We start from the raw sequence: 13235 nt of genomic DNA on the forward strand, positions 1-13235 counted from the left end.
CTTCACCTTATAACTCTGAAATATCACGCGACTTGCCTTTGCGAGTCACTAATTGCAGCTCTGTTTTAACCGTTTCTGGCCGTGGGATTTTTTCACTGATTTTTACCGCTAAATTATCGCGCGATTTACCCATTTTACAACGATAAGTCGGCAAATCCTCAATTTTCATCATAATGTGTTCAGGTAATTCAATCGGGATTATATCGCCCGCTTTAAAGCCCATAACATCGCGTAATGTCACTTCATGTTCAACAACATTGACATCAATGCCCACTTTCACGTCCATGATTTCATCACGTAATGCTTGCGACCAGCGCATATCCGTATCTTGTTTATCACTTTGAACACCGGCATCGAGTAATTCACGGATTGGCTCAATCATTGAATACGGCATTGTGATATGAAAATCACCGCCACCACCGTCAACTTCGATGTGAAATGAGTTAATCACCACCACTTCGGTCGGACTGACAATGTTCGCCATCGCAGGGTTCACTTCAGAGTCGAGGTATTCAAACTCCACATCCATTACCGGCGACCATGCTTCTTTGTAATCTTCAAAAATGATTTTGAGCAATAACTGTACAATTCGACGTTCTGTTGGGGTAAATTCACGGCCTTCAATTTTGGCATGAAAACGACCATCGCCACCAAAGAAGTTATCGACAAGAATAAAGACTAATCTTGCTTCCATGGTGATTAACGCGGTGCCTTTAAGTGGACTAAAACGCACCATATTTAAACTGGTTGGCACAAATAGAGTATGCACGTACTCGCCAAACTTAAGCATTTGTACGCCATTGATCGACACTTCGGCCGCACGGCGCATCATGTTAAACATACTGATGCGTAAATGTCGTGCAAATCGTTCATTAACGATTTCAAGCGTAGGCATACGGCCACGCACAATTCGGTCTTGAGATGAGAAATCATAAGACTGCGCATCAGCACTATTTTGTTCTATTTCATCATCATCGACATCATCAACACCATGTAATAGCGCATCAATTTCATCTTGGCTTAATAAATCACTCACATCATCGCCTTAGCAGTTAATGTTTTTTTGGTTATTGGTTATTGCATTACAAAGCCAGTAAACAGGACTTTTTCAACGACTGTCCCCCCTGTTACTGGTTGCAATGTATTTTGAACATTAAGTAACGCTAACTGACGTAACTCATCTTTACCGGCTTGGGTACTCAGTTTTTGCACATCTGCGGCACTAAAAGTGGTTAATAATGCATCCTCAATCAATGGGATATGTTTTTTTATAAGCACGCTATCATCTTCGCCACGCACCATTAATTGGACTTTAATTTCAACCAGCCTCGCGCGATCAACACCCGGTAAATTAAACAGAAAAGGTCTTGGCATGCCAACATATTCAGCTCCTGCACTTACTGTTGGTGCTTTTGTTTCAGTAGCGGTATCTGCGGGAGAGGCAGGCTCGCTTGAACCCATAAAAAACCACAATCCGCCCCCAATGAGCAAAACCAACACTAAACCAATACCACCAAAGATGATCAGCTTATTGGATTTGTTACCGCCTTCTGGGACTTCGTTTAATTCTAATTCTTGTTCAGCCATCATGGTCCCAAATCAACATTGTGATTAACATTATAATTAACATTATAATTAACATTATAATTAACATTATAATTAACATTATAATTTAGCTAAATAACTCGCTATTGTTACGAAGTCATATTGTTGCCATAGGTTACCTGCTTAAGCATAATAATCTATAGCTGAATGTAAACTCCTTGATGGATTTGTCAGCAAGCTGACCTCTTGTGTTGAAATTTCATCCAATTGGCGGCCTTCCCCACTATGATCTCCTGATTGTTCATGCTGCTGTTCGCTACCGCCATCGCCTTGGGACACATGACTGTCGGTCAATTGTAATCCTTCTTGCGCAAGCATCTCACGTAATCGTGGCATAGCTTGCTCAACGATATCTCGGGTTTGCGACTGGGCAACATGAAACTGCACTTGAGTTTGATCGCCTTGGATTTGAATTTTAATCGTTAAATGTCCAAGTTCGGCTGGATCAAGCCGAATTTCAGCTTGTTGAACACCATTACTTACCATAGTGATTAACTGCTGTTTCATCACCGGAGAAAAACGCTGGATCATCTCTTGCATCTGAGCGCCAGCTTCTCCTTGCGGTCTTATCGATAACTGGAATTGCGGCACATCACTTTTATTGACCGAGGTAAAGCTATTATGATTTTGTAAGGTCTTATTATCAGTTTCACTGACATCAGCCACAGCATCTAAGCCAAAATTAGCTGGGGTTAAGTGGGTTGAAGGCTCACCGGAGGCGCGCTTTATCGCTAAGGAGTCTAATACCACTGAAAAATCAGCTTTTGCCAGTACTTTGGCATTATCAGTATCTACTTGAACATTGCTATTAATGCGATCGTTATCACCTAAAATAGTCTTGGGATCGACGTTCATCGCTGAAGTCGCTTCAACTGAAGCGGCAGAGCGACTAAGCCCAGAGCTAAAAGGACCCGTCATATCTGATTTAACGGCTGCAGAATTAAGTGCAGAGTTAACATCGGTAGCACTCGCTTTACCTTGAATCACCACGCTGGTGGCGACTGATTTATCAATTTGGTTTTGTTGTTCACTATTAAGCTTTCTGTCTATATCAGCCTCCACCATAGCTAAAATAGACTCATCAATAACCGGTGCTTGTAGATTAAAATCACTAATTAATACGTTTAAAGCTTGAGGGTCTAACGCTTGTAAATCTTTTACCGATAAATCAGCAAATGCCATTAAGTTGTCTAGTTCTTCAGCGCTAAGCTGAGAAAGAGCCTCTTTGGCATTGATAGAATCTGCCGGTAAATCAATAGTATCAGTAAATAACTCACTAACACCGACATCATTATTGGTCTTTTCAACAACAGCACTGTTTGGCGCTTCTGCCGAAAATGTTGTGTCAAAATAAACCTCAGATTGTTCGACATGTGGTAATTCTTTTCCGCCAGAGGAATGACGTTTATTGATTGAATCCGCCATATTAAGTTGAGCAAAAATCATTTCAACATCAGCATTTTCGTCTGTAGACAGCTCACTTGCGATGCCAGCATTTGCTTTCCCCGCTTCAGCATCAAACGACACCTGCGCCGTATTAGCGTTACGCCGTAAAATAAGACCGGATTCGCTCGCTTGATTAAAAGCAGATAAAAATGTTTTATTTTCAACACCTTGCACGTTTACTTTCGTGCTCGCATCGGCAGGTTTACTGCTATTGCCAAGTAAGATATTGTTCATCTGCTGCATAATCTGCTCCACTCAATTAAACAAGGTTAGGTGATATATCGTCTAAAAACAGCTAGGTCATCACCCTCTATACGACACATATTTGTCTGTTCAATTATATGTATAAGGTGATTGCAAAAGCCTCGTAATAAGCTCGCCACCGTCGCTTCACTGACGATTTTTATTTCAATTAATAATATTAAGCAATTTAAGTGCCAACACATGGTGGTTCGATGATCTTTGCATAATAGACAACCAAGCAAAACATCAGCGAACCAGCAAGCGCATCATGATATTTTGATGTGAGCAGATCGCGACTTGTCAAACTTGCCATTTCTTGCAACTAAGGCGTCTTCACGAGTTAATAGGAGCGTCAATAGTGAGTCTATTGCAAGTCGATAAATGGTCATTAACAAGGTCATTAGCAAGGTCATTAGCAAGGTCATTAGCAAGGTCATTAGCAAGGTCATTAGCAAGGTCATTAGCAAGGTCATTAGCAAGGTCATTAGCAAGGTCATTAGCAAGGTCATTAGCAAGTCGATAAATGGTCATTAACAAGATTGTTAGCAAGATCATTAGCAAGGTCATTAGCAAGGTCATTAGCAAGGTCATTAGCAAGGTCATTAGCAAGTCGATAAATGGTCATTAACAAGATTGTTAGCAAGGTCATTAGCAAGACAAAGGGTTATTTAAGTTTTCGGCGAAAATACTGTTGCATCGCAAATTCATCTGAGTTTTTTTGTTCAAGTTTAGCTTCTATTGCCATAGCCTTCTTGGCTTTTTGCTTTAATAACATGTCGACCGCTTTACGTTTTTGTTGTGTTTCTTGCCAATGAACTTGACGATAGCCAACTTGTTTTTCGGCATCTTGAACCGCGCCAACCTGCTGTGTTATTGCATTATCTACTTGACGAATAAATTGATGGAATTGATGGTATTGGTTTGCGCGTAACGTGGTTCCTGTGTGTCCTTCCATCTGTTTCATATAATCTAAGCGATAGTTGTTTAATGCATCCAGCTGACCTTGGCGTTTTTGCTTCTCAAATTGAGCCGACTTAAGCTGTAAAGCAGCTTGATCTTCGGCAGAAGTGGCTAACTTCAATACCGTCAATAGTGGATCAGTTCGAGTCATTTACGTTATCCCTGACACTGCGCGGCTATTTGAGTCAACATGACTCGACTCTCTTCAAACGTCACTGGTTCTTTAAATCCCTGACGCAAAAAGGCATTCATTGCAGGTTGTAAGCGGATCGCATTATCAATCCTAGGATCGCTGCCCTGAGAGTAGGCACCAATTGAAATAAGGTCTCGATTCTGTTGATACAGAGAATACATCTGTTTAACTCTGCGCATGGCTTCTAGGTGTTCATCACTGATCACCATGGGTGCTACGCGGCTAATCGATGCTTCCACATCGATGGCAGGATAATGACCCGAATCGGCAAGTTGACGAGATAACACAATGTGGCCATCTAAAATAGCGCGAGAAGCATCAGCAATGGGATCTTGTTGATCATCACCTTCAGTTAAAACAGTGTAAAAAGCCGTAATAGAACCTTGCCCAGCACCGCCATTACCCGCCCGTTCAACCAAACGCGGTAACTTAGCGAATACGGAAGGGGGATATCCTTTGGTTGCTGGCGGCTCTCCTACCGCAAGAGCCACTTCGCGTTGTGCTTGTGCATAACGCGTCAAACTGTCCATTAGCAACAAAACATCGTAACCTAAATCTCTGAAATACTCAGCAATACGAGTGGATGTTTCACAAGCCCGTAAGCGCATTAAGGGAGACGTATCTGCCGGTGCGGCCACAACAACTGCGCGCGCACGACCTTCTTTACCCAAAATTTCTTCAATAAATTCTTTAACTTCACGACCACGTTCGCCCACTAAACCCACCACAATAATGTCGGCTTTAGAACCTCGCGTCATCATGCCAAGCAGCACACTTTTACCCACACCAGAACCGGCAAACAAGCCCATACGCTGGCCTTTACCGACCGTTAACATCGAATTGATTGCACGAACGCCGACATCTAAAGGTTCGGTAATCGCTCGTCGAGATAATGGGTTAATATAAGGGCCATGACGTGAAGCATATTGATCAGTATTAAGCGGTCCTAAACCGTCTAATGGCAAGCCACTACCGTCTAACACTCTGCCTAATAATGATAAGCCAACATTTAATCCAGATTGTTCACCTAACGGCTTAACGCGCGCGCCGGGCAACACCCCTCTGAGTTCTTCAATAGGCATTAAGTACAGTAATGTGTCATCAAACCCGATAACCTCTGCCACCAAATCACCCACCATGGTTTCGATAGAGCATAAACTACCAATAGGTGCACGACATCCGGTCGCCTCGAGCGTTAAACCAACAACCCTAACTAACTGCCCGCTTGCCACTGGTCGCAGCGGTAATACGTGTTTATGATGCACAGCAAATTTGTTAAGTAGTCGATGTTGACGAGTGCTCATCGGTATTTCCTTGGGATAGGTCTTTCGTCTGTTGCGAAGTATCATCCGCTTTATCTGTTGGGACAGTATCAGCTTGTACACTTGTGTCGAGCGTTGCACTTGTCTGTGGATCCACAATGGGATCCGGCGCATCAATGTGTTGAGTCACCGGTTCAGCATCCGTATCAACAGTATGACTTTGGCTATTCTGGTCATTATCAGCACGGTTTGTACTGTCGATGGTGTCGGTAAGCTCAGGGGGTTGTTGATGTTCACTCAAATTATCGACTGAAGTGGTTTGATATTGTGGATGAGTTGCTTTTTGTTGTTGCACATTCTTAGCTAACTGATTCGACTGGGCGTCTAATTCACTAAACACTTGGTTAATACGTTGCTCAACACGTAAATCGACAGATGAACGCACACTTTCAATGATACAGTCACCATTTGATAATGACGGATCGATATCAATTTGCCACTGATTTTTGTCCAGTTGTTCCGCACTGTAACATTGGTTAACGATTTCAGCATCGGCTTGATTCAAGCGCAATTTAACCCGTTGTTCTTTCAGTGGCAGCGCATCAACACCTTGACGTAATGCCAATAATATATGTTCTGGATGCGTCTTAAGTTCATGGCCAATCACCGACTTGGCTAAGCTTATTGTCATTGCCAACAGTTCAGCTTCAATTTCGTTATCTAATATAGAGAGTGGCCGCTCAAATTGGTTAATAATTTGATTAAGTTGCTCAACAAGTTCATTAACTTTCGTTTGCCCGGCCTCCAATCCTTGCTGCTCGCCTTGAGCGAACCCTTGTTGGTGACCTTGCTCCAGTCCCTCTAAGCGCCCTTGCTCTAATCCTTGTTGATGGCCTTCTTGTTTGCCTTGCTCAAGCCCTTCTTGCTCCGCGGCTGCGCGAATGTCTTCAATTTGCGCCATGGTCGGTGGTGCCATGGACTTCTCGGCACCAGCAACTGGAGTAGGCGTGTGCGCCTCAGAAAACTTACCAAACATGTTTGACGGTTCTAAACTACTATCTTTAGTCATATCAGGTAATTGCCAATGCCTAAATGCTTGCTCATCATCCGTATTGAGCGTATTTTTAGGCGATTTTGATTCTGGCATAATTCATCACTTATGTTGTTGAAAACATTGTTCAAAAGCAAGGTTCAAGGACCTAGGGCGGACTGCGTCCTTCGAGGGCGCTTCGCTGCTAGATTCTATAAAATCTTAGTAGCGAAGCGTCCTAGCAGCAAAGCGTCCTAGCAGCGAAGCGTCCTAGCAGCAAAGCGTCCTAGCAGCAAAGCGTCCTAGCAGCAAAGCGTCCTAGCAGCAAAGCGTCCTAGCAGCAAAGCGTCCTAGCAGCAAAGCGTCCTAGCAGCGAAGCGTCCTAGCAGCGAAGCGTCCTAGCAGCGAAGCAGCGCTCTCGGTAATGGCTTGGATATAGATACTGAGTTATAAGAACTCGTCGCCACCAGTTCCGCCTAACATGATTTCACCGCTGTCACTGAGGCGCCGAGCAATAGCCAGAATCTCTTTTTGTGCCACTTCTACTTCACTAATACGAATTGGCCCCATGGCTTCTAAGTCGTCACGAAGTAATTCTGCTGCACGTTTAGACATATTACCCAGAATTTTCTCTTTCAAACCTTCATCAGCACCTTTAAGTGCTTTCATCAGAATATCTTGCTGCACTTCACGTAACAAGGCTTGAACGCCACGGTCATCAACGTCAATTAAGTTCTCAAATACAAACATCATGTCTTGTATTTGTTGCGCCATTTCTTCGTCAGACTCACGCATGGTTTCCATTATCTGGCTCTCAACACCCGTATCGAGATAGTTCATAATATTGGCAGCCGCTTTTAGGCCGCCCATTTTGGCTGCTTGCGTTCCACCTTGACCCGCGAATTGTTTTTCCATAATGTCATTCAACTCTTGCAAAGCCGCTGGCTGAACCTCTTCAAGGTTAGCAATACGCATCATCAAATCTAAACGGGTATTTTCTGGAAACTGGCTAAAAATCTCAGCGGCTTGATCTGGGTCTAAATATGACAACACAATGGTTTGAATTTGCGGATGTTCGTTTTGGATAATCGTCGCCACTTGGCGGGCATCCATCCATTTTAACGAATCAAGCCCTTTAGCCCCGCTGCCCATGATAATTTGTTCAATCAAGTTGCCCGCTTTATCTTCACCTAACGCCGCGGTTAACGCTTTACGGACGAATTCTTCGCTGTTAAAGCCAATTGACGAGAATTTTTGGATATCATCTAAGAATAACTTGTGAACCCCAATGACTTTATCTTGACCAAACTCATCCATCGCCGCCATCGCCATACCCACTTTTTGCACCTGCTTAGGTTCTAAGTGTTTTAAAATTGACGCCGCATCCGCTTCATTCAAACTGAGCAGTAAAATGGCAGTTTTCTCAACACCAGTAACCGAATCCAGGTCAAATCCCGTAGCTTTTTCTGCTTTTTCTACGCTTTCTTTTTTTTCATTAGCCATTGTCTTGTAACCAGTTCTTAATTACTTGCGTGGAAAGCTCTGGCTCATTGGCCACGATTGCTCTAATTGCTTTAATCATATCATCATCTTTATGCAGATTAGGTATATGAATTGACCCATCATCGGCATAACTGTATTCCGCCTCTTTAGTATTAAGCATACCTAAGGTATCGGCTGCATACTGATCTTCAATTTCAGCTAATTCATGTCCAGGATGAACATCATCGGGCATCTTAATCCCATTAGGATTGGTTAGCTTCTTCAGCATAGGTCGAACCACGGCCAGAATGAGCACTAAAATAACAATCGCACCTAAAGCCAGTCTAATCGCACGCCAAAACCAAGGCTGCTCCCACATATCCGGTTCTGGTAACGCTTCAATTAACTGATCCATAAAGGGAACCGTTACCACTTCAAGCACATCACCGCGTTGGGTGCTAAAGCCTACCGCGCCTTCTAAAAGACGACGAATATTGGTTAATTCTTGTTCTGTTCTCGGCACGCGAGTGACCTGACCATTGTCGTCCATTTGCCCAGGTTTAAAGTTAATCGCAACTGACACACTGACGCGGCGAACCACACCAATTTGCTGACGAGTGTGACTAATCGTGGTGTCTAACTCATAATTACGCGTGGCTTCTTTTGAAAAATTACCTGACACAGTTGAGCTTGTCGCCTCACCCGCCACTTGCGGAATATCGGACTCCGTCGGCGGTTGATTGCTTAACGCACCAGGAATACCGCCAGAGCTTTGACCCGATGAGTTTCGCTCAATGGTCATTTCGCTGCGAACAGCGGGTAAGTCAGGAGAATAGCGCTTTGCAGTTTGCTCTACTGCGGTAAAGTTCATATTGACATCGACTTGAGAAGTAAAGTTCTCAGGTCCTAAAATAGGCATCAATATTGATTCAATTTTTTTACGGTATTCTGCTTCTTGTTGTTGCACGAGATCTTGTTCACGACGGGCTCGAGCAGAGGTACCATCTTGACTACCAGAATTCAGTAAACGACCATTTGAGTCCGTCACCGTCACGCGAGAAGGCACCAGTCCTTGCACCGCCGAGCCAACAATATCAACAATCGCATCGATCTCTTCTTGGCCTAATCCACCACGACGAACGCTCACCACCACGGTTGCACTTGGTTTAGAGGCATTACGAGCAAAAACGTTTTGTTTTGGTAGCGCTAGAATAACTTTGGCACGACTAATACTTTTTAATTCTTCGATAGCCCGAGCCAAGTTTAATTCTTGGCTGAGTTTTAAGCGAGCTTGCTCCATGCGTTGGCTGACACCAAATCCGCTATCTTGGCTTAAGTAATCATTAGCTTGGGTGTTACTTTGAACACCTGCTCGGCTGAGTAATAACTTAACATCTTGATATTTGTCTTCAGGCACTTTCACCACATCGACATTTATTTGATAATCGATTTGATTTTTATCAAGTACATCCAAGACTTGGATCATCTCAGTTGTTTCCATTTTACCCAGTGGACGATACTCAGGCTCTTGGGCCCACATCATCACAAAAACAGCCATAGCAAGACATATCGCTAATGCCAAGATCATGATCACTTGGCGCATCATATCGGCGCCACCAATGCCGCCAAGAAGCCCAGACGGGTTCTCTTGTCGTACGCCGGTATCAGCGGTTGAATTTGAACCTACCATTAAGTCTGTGCTCACAATACTTACCTGCTATATCTGATGTTGTTATTTTATTTGATCTGCGACTAAACAGGCATATTCATGATTTCTTTATAAGCATCGACAAGTTTATTACGTACCTGCACCGTTGCTTCAAAGGCAACGCCAGCTTTTTCACGCGCAATAACCGTATCAGACAAGCTAACCGTGGTGTCACCCATATCTAAACGCGAGGCTAAACTTGACGAGGCTTGTTGTAGTTCATTGACGCTACCCACCGCCTGAGACAGCAACTGGCTGAAATCAGCACCGGTAGTGTTATTGACTTGCTGGGATAAATTAGGACGAATTGATGAACCAATAGAAGGGGCTATTTCGCCACGAAGTGACTGCATTTCTTGCATTAATGGATTTGCGCTAATCTGCACGATGTAACTCCCTTTCGTCGACTTTTTGACGACAACAATAACTGATAATAATTTATAGCAATTTAGATGCCAATATTACAATTAGTAGGCGATAGGTATAAAACAATTAGAAAACAATTAGAAAATAGGCAGGCAAAAGGCAACAATAGGCAGGCAAAAGTAACCTATTTACCATATAAAATAGGTCACTTTTTGTCTTAATTATAAAATAAAACTTTAAAATCAATCAATTAAATAAGCTTGAACAAATAATCAATTAGCACAGGCATTGGCACTAAGCAGGTAATTGGATCCCCATATCGCGCATTTTTGCCATTTTATAACGTAACGTACGAGCACTGATCCCGAGTTTTTCAGCGACCATTTTCCGACTACCCTGACATTGATTTAGGGTTTCTAAAATAATCACATGCTCTTGGGCTTTTAATTCGCCACCTAAGCCTTCTAATTCGGCAGACTTATCAGTGTCAACATATTCTGGTGCCACTAACGCCACATCGCCAGAGTCTAAAATAATATCATTAACGCCAATATCATCATTAACCCGCAATATCAGTGCCCGTTGAATAACATTGTCTAACTCTCGCACATTACCCGGCCAGCGATGGGTTAATAAACGCCGAGTAGCACCGTCATCCAGCTGTGGCACTGAGGTCATATTAAGTGCTTTAGCATGTTTAATAATTAAATGCCGCGCCAGCGGTAAAATATCGGCAGGGCGTTGATGCAGCGCAGGCCACGTTAACGGGAATACATTAATTCGGTAATATAAATCTTCTCTAAACTCACCCGAGGTGGCCAGCGCTTTAAGATCGCGGTTTGAGGTTGCCAGTACGCGAACATTCAGTTTAATGGTTTTACGGCCACCTAAACGCTCAACCTCACGTTCTTGTAACACCCGCAATAACTTAGCTTGTAACCCCAGCTCCATCTCAGATATTTCATCAAGTAATATGGTGCCACCTTGGGCTTGTTCAAACTTACCAGGGCATGCCTGATAAGCCCCAGTAAACGCGCCTTTTTCATAACCAAACAAGGTCGCTTCTAACATATTCTCGGGTATTGCAGCGCAATTAATCGCAATAAACGGCTGGTCATGGCGTTGGCTATGTTGGTGAATATAGCGCGCCAGCACTTCTTTACCTGAGCCACTCGGCCCCATGATCATTACCGATGCATCAGATACTGCCACACGCTGAGCCAGCGACAACAAGGCTAAACTTTTCTCATCGGCAACCACAGGCTTATCGTGGTTTTGCTTTAAGGGTAAATAGCGTGACACCTGATTCAACAACACTTCAGGCGCAAATGGTTTAGCAAGGTAATCCACCGCGCCTAATTTCATTGCACTAACCGCACTGTTAATAGTGGCATAAGCGGTCATTAATAATACCGGCAGTTTAGGTTGGTGCTGCTGCAAATAACCCAGCAACCCCATGCCACCAATACCGTCCATTTGCACATCGCTAATCACCATATCAAAATGGGTTACTTTTAAGGCCAAAATAGCCTCTTCAGCACTGCCAACATCAACACAGTCGTAATGGGCGAGCATTAGCGTATCGAGTAATGCCTCACGTAAATCAGCATCATCTTCAACTAATAAAATATTGGCTTCAGCCACGCATCACCTCCTGATCACTTGCTTTGCTAATGTGCGGAAAGCTCAATCGAATATGACAACCCATTCCAGGTTTACACGACAACTGTATTTGTCCGCCATGGTTATGCACTACCGACTGAACAACCGCTAAGCCCAATCCTGTACCTTGACTTTTAGTGGTAAAAAAAGGTTCAAGTATTTGTTGTTGCATTGACGGTTCGAGCCCTTTGCCATTATCGATAACATCGAGTAATAGTCCATCAGCGGTTTCACTGGCGCTGACTTTTATTTTTGTTGCGCCCGCTTCAATGCTATTCATCACCAAATTGTTCACTGCTGAACTGAGTGCATTAGCATTGGCAAGCATCAATGAATTTGAGGTGTCTTCAGCCACAAGCTGACAGTGTTTTTTATCTGCAATAGGCTCGCAATTGGCCATAACCTGTCCAATAATCTCATCCATTGTAACCGATTCAGCCATTCCCTCTTGACGTCCCTTTGCCATGAGTAACATGTCATTTACTTGACGCTCTAGCTCATTTAATCGGTCAACCAATTTAGATTGAAACTTACTTCGTGCTGAGTCTGATAATTTGGAACTGCCAAGATTAGAGGCATACAGCAAAGCCGCAGATAATGGGGTGCGCACCTGATGTGCTAATGTCGCCACCATTTTGCCTAACGCCGATAAACGTTGTAAATGAGATAAGTTTTTCTGCAATAAGCGGGTTTCGGTTAGATCGGTTAATACAATCAACTGCCCCGGCTCTGGCGCTAATGGGGTAATGGCTAATTTTACCCTGCGACCATTTTTAAGCGACACTTCATGGCCGTCATCATCTTGTGGCGCAAATGCACGATGGATAATATCAAACCAACGCGAACCTTGCAGCGGTCGCCCGAGAAGTTCGGTTGCAACAGGATTAGCAAGCGTTACCACGCCGTCGCCATCAATGATCACCACGCCAGATGGCATGGCTTGAAGAATATGCGCCATTTGATTAGACATATTAGCGGCCTTACTAGAATAAGGGCTGATAACAGGAGTAGCAATAGCCGCGCTAGAATGGGCAACGCCTTTACGAAGCACACTAGTTTTTCGTTGTAGCACTGAATAAGCGCCAATAGCAGACGATTGAATCTCTGCATCAGTTGTGATGCTAGACGAAGCTGACGCAGACAATCCAAAATCTGGATTATCTGTATGTGTTAACGCTCGTGCTGAATACATGGTCGCTCCGTCAAAAGAATAACATTTAACTAGCTTAATGCATTTACTGTGCCAAACAATTTATTTGCTGATTACTGATAAATAGT

Annotated in this window: 12 protein-coding genes; all 12 read right to left on the reverse strand. The window is 43.6% G+C overall.

Features of this window, described 5'->3' with window-relative positions:
- Nucleotides 1–7: 7 nt before the first annotated feature.
- Nucleotides 8–1036, reverse strand: coding sequence for a flagellar motor switch protein FliM (fliM, locus tag EGC80_RS20305; protein WP_124011926.1), 1029 nt, complete (start codon nt 1034–1036; stop codon nt 8–10).
- Between the two features lie 38 nt (nt 1037–1074).
- The gene (fliL, locus tag EGC80_RS20310; RefSeq protein WP_124011927.1) at nt 1075–1590 is read right to left on the reverse strand and encodes a flagellar basal body-associated protein FliL; all 516 of its coding nucleotides are present in this window, start codon (nt 1588–1590) and stop codon (nt 1075–1077) included.
- 138 nt (nt 1591–1728) lie between these two features.
- Entirely contained in the window at nt 1729–3294 is a 1566-nt protein-coding gene (locus EGC80_RS20315; RefSeq protein ID WP_124011928.1) for a flagellar hook-length control protein FliK, read from the reverse strand.
- A gap of 333 nt (nt 3295–3627) precedes the next feature.
- Entirely contained in the window at nt 3628–3897 is a 270-nt protein-coding gene (locus EGC80_RS20320) for a hypothetical protein (protein ID WP_206191817.1), read from the reverse strand.
- 61 nt (nt 3898–3958) lie between these two features.
- Nucleotides 3959–4405 carry a flagellar export protein FliJ gene (gene fliJ / locus EGC80_RS20325; RefSeq protein ID WP_101032332.1) on the reverse strand — a complete coding sequence of 149 codons (447 nt, stop codon included), beginning with the start codon at nt 4403–4405 and terminating at the stop codon, nt 3959–3961.
- 5 nt (nt 4406–4410) lie between these two features.
- Nucleotides 4411–5751, reverse strand: coding sequence for a flagellar protein export ATPase FliI (gene fliI, locus EGC80_RS20330; protein ID WP_101032333.1), 1341 nt, complete (start codon nt 5749–5751; stop codon nt 4411–4413).
- Nucleotides 5723–6856, reverse strand: coding sequence for a flagellar assembly protein FliH (fliH, locus tag EGC80_RS20335; RefSeq protein WP_124011929.1), 1134 nt, complete (start codon nt 6854–6856; stop codon nt 5723–5725). The genes fliI and fliH overlap by 29 nt, the downstream gene beginning before the upstream one ends.
- 330 nt (nt 6857–7186) lie before the next feature.
- A complete protein-coding gene (gene fliG, locus EGC80_RS20340) occupies nt 7187–8242 on the reverse strand; it encodes a flagellar motor switch protein FliG (protein ID WP_101032335.1) in 1056 nt (351 codons plus the stop codon).
- A complete protein-coding gene (gene fliF / locus EGC80_RS20345; protein ID WP_164839581.1) occupies nt 8235–9911 on the reverse strand; it encodes a flagellar basal-body MS-ring/collar protein FliF in 1677 nt (558 codons plus the stop codon). The genes fliG and fliF overlap by 8 nt, the downstream gene beginning before the upstream one ends.
- Nucleotides 9912–9973: 62 nt before the next feature.
- Nucleotides 9974–10315, reverse strand: coding sequence for a flagellar hook-basal body complex protein FliE (fliE, locus tag EGC80_RS20350; RefSeq protein ID WP_124011931.1), 342 nt, complete (start codon nt 10313–10315; stop codon nt 9974–9976).
- A gap of 274 nt (nt 10316–10589) precedes the next feature.
- The gene (locus EGC80_RS20355; RefSeq protein ID WP_101032338.1) at nt 10590–11939 is read right to left on the reverse strand and encodes a sigma-54-dependent transcriptional regulator; all 1350 of its coding nucleotides are present in this window, start codon (nt 11937–11939) and stop codon (nt 10590–10592) included.
- Nucleotides 11932–13149: a sensor histidine kinase gene (locus EGC80_RS20360; RefSeq protein ID WP_233768556.1), complete on the reverse strand. Its 1218-nt coding sequence runs from the start codon at nt 13147–13149 to the stop codon at nt 11932–11934. Before EGC80_RS20360 ends, EGC80_RS20355 begins: the two co-directional genes overlap by 8 nt.
- Between the last annotated feature and the right edge of the window lie 86 nt (nt 13150–13235).

The organism is Shewanella psychromarinicola, assembly GCF_003855155.1.
In the GTDB taxonomy this organism is placed as follows: Bacteria; Pseudomonadota; Gammaproteobacteria; order Enterobacterales; family Shewanellaceae; genus Shewanella; species Shewanella psychromarinicola.